Below are 14,113 nucleotides of genomic sequence, written 5' to 3' on the forward strand. Positions count from 1 at the left end.
GGACAAACATCAGGGACGTAGGGAAGATATGGCGCGAACCACGAGCCGGCCGCTCTCGCCGCATTTGACGATCTGGAAATGGGGGCCAGCCATGGCCGTCTCCATCATGCACCGCGTGACCGGCAACGGTCTGGCGACGGCGGGGGCATTGGGTCTGGTCTGGTGGCTGATGGCCGCCGCTTCAGGGCCGGAAGCCTATGCGACCTTCGTGAAATGCGCGACTTCGCCTATCGGCTATCTGGTGATGGCGGGGCTGAGCTGGTTCTTCTTCCAGCATCTCTTTTCGGGGCTGCGCCACTTCGTGCTCGACATGGGCGCGGGCTATGAGCTGAAGAACAACAAGATGTGGTCGCTGCTGACCTTTGTCCTGTCGACGCTCGCCACCCTGGCCTTCTGGGCCGCCATCTGCACGGGGAAATTCTGATGGGTACCGGAACCGGAATCGGCCGCGTTCGGGGTCTTGGCTCGGCCAGGCACGGCGCGCATCACTGGCTGGCGCAGCGTTATACCGCCATCGGCAACCTGCTGCTGGTGCTGTGGCTGCTGTTCAGCCTGATCGCCCTGCCGGGCCTCGATTATCAGAGCGTCACTGGCTGGATCGCCCATCCGCTGGTCGCCGTGCCGCTGATGCTGATGATCGTCAGCATCTTCATGCACCTGCGCCTCGGCATGCAGGTGATGCTGGAGGACTATGTCCATGACAAGGGTCTGGCCTTCTTCTCCATGCTGGTGCTGAACTTCTATGCCTTTGGCGGCGCGGCCGCGGGCGTCTTCGCGATCGCCAAGATCGCCTTCACGGGGATCGTCAAATAATGAGCGAAGCCTACAAGATCATCGACCACACCTACGACACGGTCGTCGTCGGTGCTGGCGGCTCCGGCCTGCGCGCCACCATGGGCAGCGCCGAGGCGGGCCTGAAGACCGCCTGCATCACCAAGCTGTTCCCCACCCGCTCGCACACCGTTGCGGCGCAGGGCGGCATCGCGGCTTCGCTGGGCAACAATTCGCCCGACCACTGGACCTGGCACATGTACGACACCGTCAAGGGGTCGGACTGGCTGGGCGATCAGGACGCGATCGAATATATGGTGCGCGAAGCGCCGGCGGCCGTGATCGAGCTGGAACATGCCGGCGTGCCGTTCAGCCGCAACGAGAATGGGACGATCTACCAGCGTCCCTTCGGCGGCCACATGCAGAATATGGGCGCTGGCCCGCCGGTGCAGCGCACCTGCGCCGCCGCCGACCGTACCGGCCACGCCATGCTGCATGCTCTGTATCAGCAGAGCCTGAAATATGACGCCGATTTCTACATCGAATATTTCGCCATCGACCTCATCATGGAAAATGGCGAGTGCCGGGGCGTGATCGCCATCTGCATGGAAGATGGCTCGATCCACCGCTTCCGCAGCAAGGCGGTCGTGCTGGCGACCGGTGGCTATGGCCGTGCTTACTTTTCCGCCACCTCGGCGCATAGCTGCACCGGCGACGGCGGCGGCATGGTGCTGCGCGCGGGGCTGCCGCTTCAGGATCTGGAGTTCGTGCAGTTCCACCCGACCGGCATTTACGGCGCGGGCGTGCTGATTACCGAGGGCGCGCGCGGCGAGGGCGGATACCTCACCAACTCCGAGGGTGAACGCTTCATGGAGCGTTATGCTCCATCGGCGAAAGACTTGGCGTCGCGTGACGTCGTGTCGCGCTCGATGGCGATGGAAATGCGCGAAGGGCGCGGCGTGGGTCCGAACAAGGATCACATCTTCCTGCACCTCGATCATATCGATCCCAAGGTGCTGGCGGAGCGTCTGCCGGGCATCACCGAAAGCGGCAAGATTTTCGCGGGCGTCGACCTGACCCGCCAGCCGCTTCCCGTGACGCCGACCGTCCACTACAATATGGGCGGCATCCCCTGTAACTATCATGGGCAGGTGGTGACCAAGGTCGGCGACGATCCGGAAGTCGTGGTCCCGGGCCTCTACGCGGTCGGCGAAGCGGCCTGCGTGTCGGTCCACGGCGCCAACCGCCTGGGTTCCAATTCGCTGATCGACCTTGTCGTGTTCGGTCGTGCTACGGGTCTGCACCTCAAGGAAACGATCAAGCCGAACGGTTCGCATCGTCCTTTGCCGAGCGACGCCGCCGATCTGGCGCTGTCGCGTTTGGATCATTATCGCAACGCCAAGGGCGGCTCGCCAACGGCGAAGATCCGTCTCGAAATGCAGCATACCATGCAGAGGCATGCCGCCGTGTTCCGCGACAGCGCGCTGTTGGCCGAAGGCGTCACCAAGATGGCTGAGGTCAATCAGAGCATGCAGGATGTCGGCGTGTCCGATCGCTCGCTGATCTGGAACACCGACCTGATCGAGACGCTGGAACTGGACAACCTCATGTCCCAGGCAGTCTGCACTATGGTGAGCGCGGAAAACCGCAAGGAATCGCGCGGTGCTCATGCGCATGAGGACTTTCCCAACCGCGACGACGGCGAATGGATGAAGCACACCGTAAGCTGGTTCGAGGGCTGGGGCGGCAAGGGCGGCAAGGTGACGCTCGATTACCGTCCGGTGCACGATTACACGCTCACGGACGAAGCGGAATATATCAAGCCCAAGGCCCGCGTTTACTGAGACGCGCTGCCAGCAAGACAAGAAGAGGGCGGGCCGCAAGGTTCCGCCCTTTTTCTTTGGAACGGAGGCGGGATCGTCTTCCGCTTGCCGAGCCACAGGCGGAGTTTGTGGTAGCGGGGGTGGTTCAACGTCATGTCCGGAACCGACCATTTCACGCCGAAGTTCACAGTGTACGCGCGCGTGCCTGCGCGCGCGTATGCGGGGTGACGCGATATGTCGGACGTTTCAAAGAGGGAAGAGGGGTCTGGGAACGACCACTAGCGGACATTTTCGAAGTTCGTCATCCCCGCGAAGGCGGGGATCCATCTCCTGACCTAACCGCTTGATGCAACGCTGGGAGATGGATTCCCGCCTTCGCGGGAATGACAAAACAGGAAGCGTCCGCCTTCCACCCATCACGTCCCTAAGCCAAAGTCTCACCCTTAGCTCACACGCCCACATTCCAACGGTATGAAATCTAAGCCCGGGCGCGCAACTGATCTGTCGGGAAGAGCGCTGCCGCGTCCGACGCCGGCATGGGCCGCCCGAAATAGAAGCCCTGCACCTTGCGGCAGCCAAGGCCGCGGACCATCGCCAGTTCCGCCTCGGTTTCGACGCCTTCGGCCGTGGTCGCCATGCCCAGGCTGTCGGCCAGCGTCACCACGGCCCGGATGATCGCCAGGCTCTCCGCCTTGTTGTTCGACGCACCCACCACGAAGCTGCGGTCGATCTTGATCGTGTCGAAGCGCGTACGGCTCAAATAGCCGAGGGAGGAATAGCCCGTCCCGAAATCGTCGAGCGACAGCCGAACCCCCAGCCCCCGTAACTGATCGAGGATCTTGAGCGCCCCCGTATCGGCATTGACGAACACGCTCTCGGTCACTTCCAGTTCCAGCCGCCGTGCATCCAGCCCGCTTTGCGCCAGCGCCGACACCACCGCGCCCACGAAGCTCGGATGCGTCAGTTGCTCCGCCGAGACATTGACGGCGATCCGCGCGGTTTCAGGCCAGCGCGCAGCTTCCTTGCAGGCGGTCCGCAGCACCCATTCGCCAATCGGCCCGATCAACCGTGCTTCTTCCGCGACGGGTATGAACTTGACCGGTGAAATCGGCCCCATTTCCGGATGGGTCCAGCGCACCAGCGCCTCGAACCCGACGATTCCACCCTCCTGCGCTTCCACCACCGGCTGGAACAGGACGTGCAACTGGTTCTTCTCCAGCGCGTCGCGCAGCGCCAGTTCCAACAGGCGCCGTTCCTCCGCCTGAGCGTGCAGTTGCGGCTCATAGGCGCAATGCATGCCGCCGCCATCGCTCTTCGCGCGATAGAGGGCCAGGTCCGCGCTGCGGATCAGCGCTTCGGATTCGCTGCCGTCCTGTGGCGACACCGCCGAACCGACTGACGCGCCGACATAGAGCGTATGTTCGTCCACCTGATAGGGGGCGGAAAGGCCGCTGATGATCTTGATCGCCAGCTTCTCGATACCGTGATGTTCCCCCGCCTGCGGGACGACGACGGCAAATTCGTCGCCGCCGATTCGCCCGCAAAATTCCGCGCCGGAACAGATATGCCGCAACCGCCGCGCCACCTGGGTCAGCAGCTTGTCCCCGATCTGATGGCCCAGCGTGTCGTTCACCGCCTTGAACCGGTCGAGGTCGATCATCAGGAAGGCGCAGCCCGGGCCGCGCCCCGCGCCGCCCGCCATCGCCTTGTCCAGCACATCGCGCAGATGCGTGCGGTTGGGCAGGCCCGTCAGCGGATCGAAACGCGCAAGTTGCGCGATCCGCTCGGCCGATTCCCGCTGCTCGGTAATATCCGATCCGACGCCCCGGAAACCCAGGAACGTCCCTCCCTCATCATAGCGCGGGGACGCCGACAGCTCCCACCAGCACACCACGCCCGCCAGTTCGACCGGCAGGACGATGTTGCTGAAACTCTCCCGCCGCTTCAGATGATCGGCAAGGGCGTGCAATTCGGTCGGAAACAGGCCGCTTTCCCAAGAGCTGCCCGCCAGCAACTGCACCAGCAGCACGCCCTCCGCCTCGGCCGGCGTGCGGCCCAGCATTTCGGCAAGGCGCGGCGACACGCCGTTCAACCGCCGCGCAGCATCGGTCTGCCACAGCCAGTCCGACGCGCCATGTTCATATTCGCGCAGCAGCAGGCTGACGACCTCGCTCTTTTCCTCCAGTTGCACGCTGGCGCTGTGCTGGCGGGCGAAGGTCCGCGCATAAAGGAAACAGCCGACCAGCAGCGACAGCGCATAGCTGGTGGCGAGCGCCAGCAGCGGCGCCTGATCCCGTCCGCCGAACATGGCGAACAGTCCGACGATGCAGGGCAGCAGGAAGCCGGTCGCGGCCAGCGGGGTCGGGGCATAGCTGATCGCGCCGCAGACCATGACGCAACTGATCAGCGTCCAGTGCGCCACCAACTGGCCCGCGCCATGACCCGAGGACAGCGACATCATGCACGCCGCCCAGACCAGCCCATGGAGCAGGCCGGTAAAGCCGTGAACCCTGAGATCGGTCGCGCTCACCCCGCCGGCGGTCCGCTTGCGTCCCAGAAAGGCGCCGACGCCCATGGAAAGAACCAGCGCGACGCTCCACAGCATCAGGCGGGGGGCCGAACCATGATGCCCGAAAACCTGCCACAGAAACACGAGGCCGAAGACATTCATCGCCTGCCGCAGCAGCGCGACATGATCGGCCGAACGCAATTGCGCGGCCAGCACCCGTTCCGCCGCATCGCCCGGAACGGCGATAAGGCCCATCATCGCCCGAAGCGATATCCGCTCCTGACGAGCCTGTTCAGAGGATGGCCTTTGCCCGCTTTTCACCCTGCCGGTTTAACAGCAAGCGGTTATCAATCCGTAACGCTGGGGCGAAAAAAGCGCAGCGCCCGGCAGGCGCCGTGCGAAGGGGATCAGGCGGCGATGTCGTAGGGCCGGATTTCGCCGGTCAGATAGAGGTTGCGCGCCTTCGACCGGCTGAGCTTGCCCGAGCTGGTGCGGGGCAAGGTGCGCGGCGGCACCAGTTCGACCACGCAGTTCATGCCGGTGATCGCCCGCACCCGCTCGCGGATCTGGTCGCGCAGCCGCGTGCGCTCGTCATTGTCGGAGGTGCGGCAATGCACCAGCACGGCGGGCGCTTCCTCGCCGCCCGGCGTGGTGATGGCGAAGGCGGCGATGTCTCCCTGCTTGAAACCGGGAAGCTGCTCCACCGCCCATTCGATATCCTGCGGCCAGTGATTCTTGCCGTTGATGATGATCATGTCCTTGGCGCGGCCGACGATGTAGAGATAGCCGTCGCTCAAATAGCCCATGTCGCCGGTGTCGAGCCAACCGTCGAGCATGCAGGCGTCGGTCGCCTCCTGATCGCGGAAATAGCCGACCATCAGGCTCGGCCCGGTGGTCCACACCTTGCCGATCTGGCGCTCGTTCAGCTTGGCGCCATCCTCGTCGCGGATTTCCACGATCATGTCGCGCGCGGGCTTGCCGCAATTGACGATGGAGCGGAAGCGCTGCGGGCGCCCTTCGGTCGCGTCGCCGCCCGACAGGTCGGTCTCCTCGACCAGCTCGACGATGATGCCCTCGCCCGGCGGCATGATGGTGACGGCCAGCGTCGCTTCGGCCAGGCCATAGCTCGGCAGGAACGCCTTGGGGCTGAAGCCCGCATCGCCAAAGGCATCGACGAAGCTCTGCATCACGTCGGGGCGGATCATGTCCGCGCCATTGCCGGCCAGCCGCCAGCGCGACAGGTCGAAACGATCCTGCGCCTTGGTCTGGCTCGACATGCGGCGCGCGCAGATGTCATAGCCGAAGGTCGGTGAATAGCTGATCGACGTGCCTTCATTGCGGCTGATGAGGTCCAGCCATGCCAGCGGACGGCGGGCAAAATCCTCTGTCTTCATATAATCAGTCGACACCTGATTGGCGACGACCGACAGGAAGCAGCCGACCAGGCCCATGTCATGATACCAGGGCAGCCAACTGATGCAGCGGTCGCTGTCCTGCACCTGCATGCCATGGCTGTGCGCGGCGAGGTTGCTGAGCAGCGCATGATGCGTCACCGCCACGCCATGGGGGAAGCGGGTCGAACCGCTGGAATATTGCAGATAGGCGATTTCTTGCGGCTGCGCCTGCGGCAGGGCGCAGGGCACGGCGTCACGGGCGATGAAATCCTCGAAAGCGATGCTCTCGACATTCATCTGGCGGCCGGACTCGCCCGCCATCTCCTCCAGTTCCTTGGGAAAGAGGAACAGCATCGGATCGCAGCTCGACAGTTGGACATTGAGCTGGTCGATATAGCTTTCCTTGCCGCCGAAGCTGGTCGGCAGCGGCAACGGAACCGGCCATCCGCCAGCATAGACGATGCCGAAGAAAAGCTGGGCGAAATCCGCACCCGTTTCCGCCACCAGCGCCACGCGATCTTCCGGCTTCACCCCATGGGCGATCAGCCGGTGGGCGCAGCGAAGCGCGTCCGCGCGCAGTTCGCTGAACGGATAGGGCCGCGCCAGATTCCCCCGCGCATCGTGGAAGTTCAGGCCACGCCGTCCGGCCGCAGCATAGTCCAGCGCTTCGCCCAGCGTCTCGAAGTCCGAAAAACGGCGGGGCAGATCGTCGGTGGTCGGCGTAGGTGCCATCATGCTTTGCGAACCCGTCATATTGGTGTCACCCAATGTCATGTTTGTCATATTCCGGCGCGCCGCTAACAGCTTTCGCGTGACTTTGCACCGGATAGTTGCATTCCAGTCTGGGCTTCTACTCCCAAAGGGGCGGTAAAATTCCGGCCCCACTGTGGCATAATCAAGGCGCCAAAGGCATAAGCACCACATGAAGCGTTGCCATGGCCGATAAACGTCCCCCTTCTCCCCTCGACGAAGGAGCCCTGCGCGAGTTGGCGCTGCGCTATGTCGGGCGTTTCGCGACCAGCCGGGCCAAGCTGCTCGCTTATTTGGGCCGGAAAATCCAGGAACGCGGCTGGGGAGGGGAAGAGCCCGCCAACCCGCAGGCGCTGGTCGATCGCCTCACGGAACTGCGCTATGTCGACGACGCCAGCTATGCGGTGATGAAAAGCGCCTCGCTTGCCCGCCGCGGCTATGGTGCGCGCCGCGTTGCCGAAACGCTGCGCGCCGACGGCATAGCGCAATCCGATCGCGAGGAAGCCGACACTCAGACCCGGAACGAAGGCTGGACCGCCGCCGACCGCTTCGCCCGCCGCAAGCGCATCGGCCCCTATGCGCAGGCACGCCCGGACCCGAAACAACGCGAAAAATGGATCGCCGCCTTCCTGCGCGCCGGTCACAGCTACGCCACGGCCCGCCGCTGGACCGACGCCGCGCCTGGGGAAGTGCCGGAAGCGGACATATAGCCCTTTGCCGTTCCCGCGCAGGCGGGAGCGACGATGGAGGAATCGACCGTTCCCGGCGAATAGGCTAACTCCATCCCCATGAAGCGCCTCCCTCTCCTCATCTTCGCCTTCCTCGCGGCCTGTTCCCAGAGCGCCCCCAAAACGGAAAACGCCGCCACCCTGCAGACCACCCTCCTTCCCCTCGCCATCCACACCGCCAAAACCACCCACCGCTTCGCCGTCGAAGTCGCCCTCACCGAAAAGCAGCAGGAACAGGGCTTGATGTTCCGCAAGTCGCTGGACGCCGACTCCGGCATGCTCTTTCCCATGTCGCCGCCGCGCACCGCGAGCTTCTGGATGAAGAACACGCTGATCCCGCTCGACATGCTCTTCATCCACACCGACGGCAGCATCGCCTTCCTGAAGGCCAATGCCGTGCCCTATTCCCGCGAGCCGGTTTCGGCGGGCATCCCCGTCGCCGCCGTCCTCGAACTGCGCGGCGGCCGCGCGGCCGAACTTGGGATCAGGGAAGGCGATCGCGTCAACTGGGGCGATTGCGACCGGCCGGCCCCATCAAACCCCCTCAATTTCTGCCCTCGCTGACCAGAACGACCTTGCCAAGCGCCAGCCCCAACGGCTAAGCGCTTCGCCCATGGGAATCCTTGGCAAGATCTTCACCTGGTGGGATGGCGCGACCATCGGCACTTCGCTCTACACCTCCCGCAAGGGCACCAAGGTGGGCGAGGATCATCAGGGCAATGTCTATTATGAAGGCGGCACCGACCCCAATGGCCTGACCCGTCGCTGGGTCATCTATAACGGCCCCAATGACGCGAGCCGCGTGCCCGCCGAATGGCACGGCTGGCTGCATCATACGATCGAGGGCGCGCCGGAAAGCTTTCTGCCGCCGCCGCGCATCTGGGAAAAGGACTTCACCCCCAACGCCACCGGCACCGCCCAGGCCTATCGCCCCTCGGGCGCGCTGGAAAAGGGCGGCCAGCGCCAGAAGGCGACCGGCGACTATGAGGCGTGGAGCCCCGACGCATCATGACGCGGCGCCCGGTGGGACGCTTCCTGCCGATTCTCGGCTGCACGCTGATTCTCGCAGGCTGCGGCGGCGACGACATGCCTACGGAGAACCGGACCGGCCCCGTCCGCATCGAAGGGCAGAAGATCCGCGACGGCGACGAGTCGGCCCTGTCCGGCACGCCGATGAACGAGCGGGTCGCCGTGATCGGCCTGCTCAACAAGCGCAACGGCATCACCACCGATCTGAAGATGAAGCCCGGCGAAGCGCTGCGCGTGGGCGACGCCATCGTCCGGCTGCAAGCCTGCGAAACCACCGCGCCCTGGGAAAATGTTCAGGAAACCGGGGCTTTCGTGCAGCTAGACGTGCGCAGCACCGCCGACAATAAATGGCGCCGCAATTTTTCCGGCTGGCTGTTCAAGGAACGGCCGGACCGCAATGTGGTCCAGCACCCGATCTATGACGTCTGGGTGAGAAGCTGCACGATGGCCTGGCCCGAAACCGGCCCCGACACGGTGAAGCTGGGCGACAAGGGCGAGGTATCGGACGGCGGTCCGGCCAAGGCGTCCCCGGCGAGCGGCGAAAATGCCAGTTCCGCCCAGACGCCGGAGCCGCCCGCCAGCACGGCCCGTCCAGCCCCCAGCGCCACGCCGTCGAGCGCCCCCGCCAACGATTGAAGATAATCCCGCTGGCTGATTTCGATCGCGCCCAATGAGCGTAGATGATCGGTCATGAACTGGCAGTCGAGCAGGGTGAAGCCACCGAAGCGCATCCGCGCCGTCAGCCAGGCAAGCGCGACCTTCGACGCATCGGTCCGCCGCGACACCATGCTTTCCCCGAAAAAAGCCTGCCCCAGCGCGACGCCATAAAGCCCGCCGACCAGTTCCTCGTCCTCCCACACTTCGACGCTGTGGGCGAAACCGATCTCGTGCAAATGGCGATAGGCGCGCTCGATCGGATGGTTGATCCAGGTCGAGGGCCGATCCGGCGCGGCTTGCGCGCAGAGCTGAACGATCCCGGCGAAGTCGCGATTGGCGGTCACCCGAAACCGTTCCTGCCGGATCGTCTTGGCCAGCGAATGGGAGATGTGGAAACCATCGAGCGGCATGATCGCCCGCCGCTTCGGCTCGATCCAGTAAACCTCGTCCGCCTCGCGATCGTCGGACATCGGAAACACGCCGATCGCGTAAGCCTGCAACAGCACCAGCGGGTCAATCGTCATCAAGCAAAGACTTAACGCGGGACGCGGCGACGCGCCAGAGCGTTTTCCAACCAGATAGAATCGTCTGCTGACTCGGAAAACGCGGCAAAACAAGGGTCTAGAGCAGCCGATCCGATGCTATCGGGTCGGATTCTGCTCCAGTAGAACTCACATGCTCCCTTTAGCGTCGCTGTATCTGCCGCTCGATCTTCGTCCACAGCCCGGCAAAGGCCTGGGCGGACGGGGATGAAGCCGCGAAGGCGCCCAGCGGCTTGCGGCGAACCGCCATCTGCTCGACCGTGCTGGCCATGGGTATGGCGGGCCAGCCGGGTTGGGATTCCAGTGCGGCGCGGTGCAGGGCGCGGCGGCGGTCGACCATGGAATAGACCGGCATGATCGGCGGGTGGCTGCCGCCGCGCTGGACCAGATAGCGGGCGACTTCCCCCATGGCGCGCTGGGCAAGGGGGGAGGGGATGACCGGGATGACGATCATGTCGGCGGCGCGCAGTACCTGTTCGCTGGTTTCGGTGAGGCCGGGCGGGCAATCGAGGATGATGCGGTCATAATCGCGCCCCAGCGTGTCGATCAGCTTGGCGAGGCGTTTCTTCTTGTCCATCTCGCGGAACAGATGGTCGAGGTTGCGCAGCGAGGTATCGGCCGCGATCAGGTCGAGGCCCGGCACGGTCGAGGGCTGGATCAGCTTGCTGACCTCCACATCCTTGCTGAAGATCGCCTGCGCGGCGTCGCGGCTTTGCATGTCGGTGGAGATCAGCCAGCTCGCTGCCGCCTGCGGATCGAGATCCCAGAGCAATGTTCGCCGTTTCGAGATGCTTGCGGATGCCCAGGCGAGGTTGATCGCGAAGGTGGTCTTACCCACGCCCCCCTTGAGGCTGTAGACGGCGATGGTCGCCAATTGCGGTTCCTTTGCCATGCGCGGAAGCTATCTTGCTGCACCGCCAAAGCAAGGGCTGAATCATGACAATGTTACGACGTCGTGACAGTGAGTGCCGATGACGGGTTCGGGCAACGTCCGCCATCCCCGCTAAAGCGGGAATGATGGTGAAGAATGGGGAGTTCAGGCGGGACGGTAGATGGCGTAGACTTTCTTCACATGTTCGCGGCTTTCCCAACTGCAATGCGCGCCTTGTTCGACCAGGAAGATGTCGCCCTTGCGGAAAGTGCCTTCCCGTCCGTCGCCGTCGACGAAGGTGACGCTGCCGTCGAGCAGGTGCATCAGCTCATAATGGCGATAGGGCATGGAAAGGCGATGATAGGGCGTCGAATCCCAGGTGCCGCAGACGAATTCGGTGTCGGCCGAGCGATAGTCGGTGAAGTTGCGACAGTCGGGCGTCGGGCCGACCAGCAGTTCGGCCAGCGGTGGGTTGGACGGTTCGAGCGGGGCGCTTTCGTCGATGGAGATGATGGCGGGGCTGCTGTCCGGGCTGCCGTTGCGGCGCATGGCGATGAGGCGGGCGCCCTCGCGGGAGGACCAGGCAAAAGCTGTGCCCTTGGTGATGACGGCGCTCTGGTTGGCGGCTAGCTGGGTTATGCTGTCGGCCGTTTCGAGGGTGATCGCGCCGTCGAGGAGGATGAGGAATTCGTCGTCGGGCAGGGCTTCGACGCGGCCGCGACCCTGGGGCAGGACGACGAGGCTGATCGAGATCGGGCCTTGGGGGAGATCGAGCGCGGCGCGACTGGCGAGAAAGGGATCGCCATGGGCGTCGGCGGGGATCGTCGCGTCCGCCGCAAAGGCGCGCAGGTCGCGGAAGCTGCGGGTTTCGACGGCCAGTGCTTGCGTCATTGATGGTCCCTTATCCTGTCGAGCAAGGGAAGGGAGTAGGTCGGCAAGCGCGGTATATTTCGCTCAAGGCGTCAGTGCTGGCCGGGGATTCTGCTGTATTTACTCATGATTGAAGCGTTTCCGTACTCCTGCGAAGGCAGGAGTCCAGTCCCAAGGTTCGAACTGGGTTCCTGCCTTCGCAGGAACACGAAAGCGCTTTTTCCCTCACGCCGCGGCGCGGCGCTCCTTCAGTTCCTCGTTCAGCATTTCCGCGAGCAGGAAAGCGAGTTCGAGGCTCTGCGCCGCGTTGAGGCGCGGGTCGCAATGGGTGTGGTAGCGGTCCGCCAGTCCTTCGTCGGTGATCGCCACAGCGCCGCCGGTGCATTCCGTCACATTCTGGCCAGTCATTTCGGCATGGATGCCACCGCCGAAGCTGCCCTCGGCGCGGTGGACGGCGAAGAAGCCGCGCACTTCGGCCAGGATGCGGTCGAAGGGGCGCGTCTTGTAGCCATTGGCCGCCTTGATCACATTGCCGTGCATCGGGTCGCAGGACCAGACCACCGGATGGCCTTCGCGCAGGACTGCGCGGACCAGTTTGGGCAGGCCCGCCTCGATCTTGTCATGACCATAGCGGGTGATCAGCGTGATGCGGCCCGCCTCTCGCGAGGGGTTGAGGATGTCGAGCAGGCGAATGAGCGCGTCCGGCTCCAGGCTGGGTCCGCATTTCATGCCGATCGGATTGCCGATGCCGCGCAGATATTCGACATGGGCCGAACCCTCGAACCGCGTGCGGTCGCCGATCCAGAGCATGTGCGCGGAGGTATCGTACCAGTCGCCGGTCAGCGAATCCTGCCGGGTCAGCGCCTGCTCATAGGGAAGCAGCAGCGCCTCATGGCTGGTGTAGAAGCTGGTTCCGCCTAGCTGCGGTACGGTTTCGGGCGACAGGCCGCAGGCGCGCATGAAGTCGAGCGCCTGGCCGATCTGGTCCGCCATCGCCTCGAACTTTGCGGCCCAGGGGCTGCGGCCCATGAAATCGAGCATCCAGCCATGGACGCGGTCCAGGCTGGCATAGCCGCCGGTCGAGAAGGCGCGCACCAGGTTCAGCGTCGCCGCCGATTGGTTATAGGCGCGGATCATGCGCTGGGCGTCGGGTTCGCGGGCCTCGGGCGTGAAAGCGATGTCGTTGACATTGTCGCCGCGATAGCTGGGCAGCTCCACGCCGCCGATCGTCTCGGTATCGGCTGAGCGCGGCTTGGCGAACTGGCCCGCCATGCGGCCGACCTTCACGATCGGCAGCTTGGACGCGAAGGTCAGCACCACCGCCATTTGCAGCAGCACGCGGAAGGTGTCGCGGATATTGTTCGGGTGGAACTCCGCGAAACTTTCGGCGCAGTCGCCGCCTTGCAGCAGGAAAGCCTCGCCGGCCGTGACCTTGGCGAGTTCCGCCTTCAGGTTGCGCGCTTCGCCGGCAAAGACGAGCGGGGGAAACTGGCTGAGCTGTGCCTCCACCGCGCCAAGCGCCTGGGCATCCCGATAGACGGGCATCTGAATGCCCTTATGCTCCCGCCAGCTTTCCGGCGTCCACTTCGCCGCCACTTTGAGTCTCCCAAAAAGTCTAAAATAGGGGCCGCACCTACGCGCAACCAGAGCCTGACGCAAGTTTATAGCGGCGGTGGCGCGTGCCGGGTTCCTATAGCGGCGCGGCCGGGGCGACCGGCGTTATTTCTCGCAAGGATAATGTTCGTTGAGCGCGACGCTGACCAGGACGGAGGCGGGCGCCTTTCGCTGGTCGGGATAGCGGTTGAGATAGGCGATGACGATGCGCTTCACTTCCTCCGCGTCCATCTGCGCGGGCCAGCAATTGGGCCTGGCGCGGCCGATGAACACGTCCTTCTTGATGCCGTCCACCGCGCCGACGATATAGGCGGTGCAGGCGAGCGCATATTCGGGCGCCTTGTTGCGGCATTTGGCGAGCAGGGTCGTGCCCGTCTCGAACATATAGGTCTGAGCAGGTGCAGCAATTGGGATTGCCGCCATTGCACTGAGCGCGATAAGCGCTGCCGTTGCGTGTTTGAGCATGTGCGGAATCTGCCCGTTTCGGCGCGGCCTGTCCAAACGGACCGGCCTTCCCCGCGCACATCCTGCCTCAGATGAGGGACGTTTTCCAGC

General features: G+C 64.3%; 13 protein-coding genes and 1 pseudogene. 7 read left to right on the forward strand and 7 right to left on the reverse strand.

What is annotated here, in order from left to right; all coding sequences use genetic code 11:
• Positions 1 to 91: 91 nt before the first annotated feature.
• Genes sdhC through sdhA form a run of 3 tightly spaced genes read left to right on the forward strand, consistent with a single transcriptional unit; the run spans position 92 to position 2,615 of the window.
• A complete protein-coding gene (gene sdhC / locus K426_RS06485) occupies positions 92 to 424 on the forward strand; it encodes a succinate dehydrogenase, cytochrome b556 subunit (protein ID WP_409592389.1) in 333 nt (110 codons plus the stop codon).
• On the forward strand, positions 424 to 813 hold the full coding sequence (gene sdhD, locus K426_RS06490; protein WP_066555238.1) for a succinate dehydrogenase, hydrophobic membrane anchor protein: 390 nt from the start codon (positions 424 to 426) through the stop codon (positions 811 to 813). Before sdhC ends, sdhD begins: the two co-directional genes overlap by 1 nt.
• Positions 813 to 2,615 carry a succinate dehydrogenase flavoprotein subunit gene (gene sdhA / locus K426_RS06495; protein ID WP_066555241.1) on the forward strand — a complete coding sequence of 601 codons (1,803 nt, stop codon included), beginning with the start codon at positions 813 to 815 and terminating at the stop codon, positions 2,613 to 2,615. Before sdhD ends, sdhA begins: the two co-directional genes overlap by 1 nt.
• A gap of 457 nt (positions 2,616 to 3,072) precedes the next feature.
• Here sdhA and K426_RS06500 read toward each other — a convergent pair whose 3' ends face one another.
• Together K426_RS06500 and K426_RS06505 are read right to left on the reverse strand one after the other, a co-directional pair.
• Positions 3,073 to 5,361: a putative bifunctional diguanylate cyclase/phosphodiesterase gene (locus K426_RS06500; RefSeq protein WP_066555244.1), complete on the reverse strand. Its 2,289-nt coding sequence runs from the start codon at positions 5,359 to 5,361 to the stop codon at positions 3,073 to 3,075.
• Between the two features lie 149 nt (positions 5,362 to 5,510).
• The gene (locus tag K426_RS06505; RefSeq protein ID WP_066555246.1) at positions 5,511 to 7,271 is read right to left on the reverse strand and encodes a fatty acyl-AMP ligase; all 1,761 of its coding nucleotides are present in this window, start codon (positions 7,269 to 7,271) and stop codon (positions 5,511 to 5,513) included.
• Between the two features lie 161 nt (positions 7,272 to 7,432).
• Between K426_RS06505 and K426_RS06510 the strand changes: the two genes are divergently transcribed.
• The 4 genes and pseudogenes from K426_RS06510 to K426_RS32930 form a co-directional block, all read left to right on the forward strand.
• Complete coding sequence (locus tag K426_RS06510; RefSeq protein WP_066555247.1) at positions 7,433 to 7,957, forward strand: regulatory protein RecX; 525 nt, start codon at positions 7,433 to 7,435, stop codon at positions 7,955 to 7,957.
• A gap of 78 nt (positions 7,958 to 8,035) precedes the next feature.
• Positions 8,036 to 8,539, forward strand: coding sequence for a DUF192 domain-containing protein (locus K426_RS06515; protein WP_066555249.1), 504 nt, complete (start codon positions 8,036 to 8,038; stop codon positions 8,537 to 8,539).
• A 49-nt stretch (positions 8,540 to 8,588) separates the two neighbouring features.
• Positions 8,589 to 8,987, forward strand: a complete 399-nt coding sequence (locus K426_RS06520; protein WP_066555256.1) for an NADH:ubiquinone oxidoreductase subunit NDUFA12 — start codon at positions 8,589 to 8,591, stop codon at positions 8,985 to 8,987.
• A 227-nt stretch (positions 8,988 to 9,214) separates the two neighbouring features.
• Positions 9,215 to 9,385: pseudogene (locus K426_RS32930) on the forward strand (DUF2155 domain-containing protein); the annotation flags it as partial.
• A gap of 35 nt (positions 9,386 to 9,420) precedes the next feature.
• On the opposite strand, the gene aat reads toward K426_RS32930, so the two are convergent.
• From aat to K426_RS06550, 5 genes are all read right to left on the reverse strand, one after another.
• Positions 9,421 to 10,185 (reverse strand): leucyl/phenylalanyl-tRNA--protein transferase, encoded by a 765-nt coding sequence (aat, locus tag K426_RS32460; RefSeq protein WP_066555257.1) that lies wholly within the window; start codon positions 10,183 to 10,185, stop codon positions 9,421 to 9,423.
• 160 nt (positions 10,186 to 10,345) lie between these two features.
• Positions 10,346 to 11,095 (reverse strand): ParA family protein, encoded by a 750-nt coding sequence (locus K426_RS06535; protein ID WP_066555258.1) that lies wholly within the window; start codon positions 11,093 to 11,095, stop codon positions 10,346 to 10,348.
• Between the two features lie 144 nt (positions 11,096 to 11,239).
• A complete protein-coding gene (locus tag K426_RS06540; RefSeq protein WP_066555259.1) occupies positions 11,240 to 11,965 on the reverse strand; it encodes a cupin domain-containing protein in 726 nt (241 codons plus the stop codon).
• A 204-nt stretch (positions 11,966 to 12,169) separates the two neighbouring features.
• Positions 12,170 to 13,540, reverse strand: coding sequence for a class II 3-deoxy-7-phosphoheptulonate synthase (locus tag K426_RS06545; protein WP_066555261.1), 1,371 nt, complete (start codon positions 13,538 to 13,540; stop codon positions 12,170 to 12,172).
• Between the two features lie 123 nt (positions 13,541 to 13,663).
• Positions 13,664 to 13,981: a Rap1a/Tai family immunity protein gene (locus K426_RS06550; protein ID WP_066561448.1), complete on the reverse strand. Its 318-nt coding sequence runs from the start codon at positions 13,979 to 13,981 to the stop codon at positions 13,664 to 13,666.
• Positions 13,982 to 14,113 lie beyond the last annotated feature (132 nt).

The organism is Sphingobium sp. TKS (assembly GCF_001563265.1).
Classification (GTDB): Bacteria; Pseudomonadota; Alphaproteobacteria; order Sphingomonadales; family Sphingomonadaceae; genus Sphingobium.

Excerpts from the sequence above, each read along its gene's own strand:
- sdhC (WP_409592389.1), top strand. The coding sequence starts at position 92 with ATGGCCGTCTCCATCATGCACCGCGTGACCGGCAACGGTCTGGCGACG.
- sdhD (WP_066555238.1), top strand. The coding sequence starts at position 424 with ATGGGTACCGGAACCGGAATCGGCCGCGTTCGGGGTCTTGGCTCGGCC.
- sdhA (WP_066555241.1), top strand. The coding sequence starts at position 813 with ATGAGCGAAGCCTACAAGATCATCGACCACACCTACGACACGGTCGTC.
- K426_RS06500 (WP_066555244.1), bottom strand. The coding sequence starts at position 5,361 with ATGATGGGCCTTATCGCCGTTCCGGGCGATGCGGCGGAACGGGTGCTG.
- K426_RS06505 (WP_066555246.1), bottom strand. The coding sequence starts at position 7,271 with ATGACATTGGGTGACACCAATATGACGGGTTCGCAAAGCATGATGGCA.
- K426_RS06510 (WP_066555247.1), top strand. The coding sequence starts at position 7,433 with ATGGCCGATAAACGTCCCCCTTCTCCCCTCGACGAAGGAGCCCTGCGC.
- K426_RS06515 (WP_066555249.1), top strand. The coding sequence starts at position 8,036 with ATGAAGCGCCTCCCTCTCCTCATCTTCGCCTTCCTCGCGGCCTGTTCC.
- K426_RS06520 (WP_066555256.1), top strand. The coding sequence starts at position 8,589 with ATGGGAATCCTTGGCAAGATCTTCACCTGGTGGGATGGCGCGACCATC.
- aat (WP_066555257.1), bottom strand. The coding sequence starts at position 10,185 with ATGACGATTGACCCGCTGGTGCTGTTGCAGGCTTACGCGATCGGCGTG.
- K426_RS06535 (WP_066555258.1), bottom strand. The coding sequence starts at position 11,095 with ATGGCAAAGGAACCGCAATTGGCGACCATCGCCGTCTACAGCCTCAAG.
- K426_RS06540 (WP_066555259.1), bottom strand. The coding sequence starts at position 11,965 with ATGACGCAAGCACTGGCCGTCGAAACCCGCAGCTTCCGCGACCTGCGC.
- K426_RS06550 (WP_066561448.1), bottom strand. The coding sequence starts at position 13,981 with ATGGCGGCAATCCCAATTGCTGCACCTGCTCAGACCTATATGTTCGAG.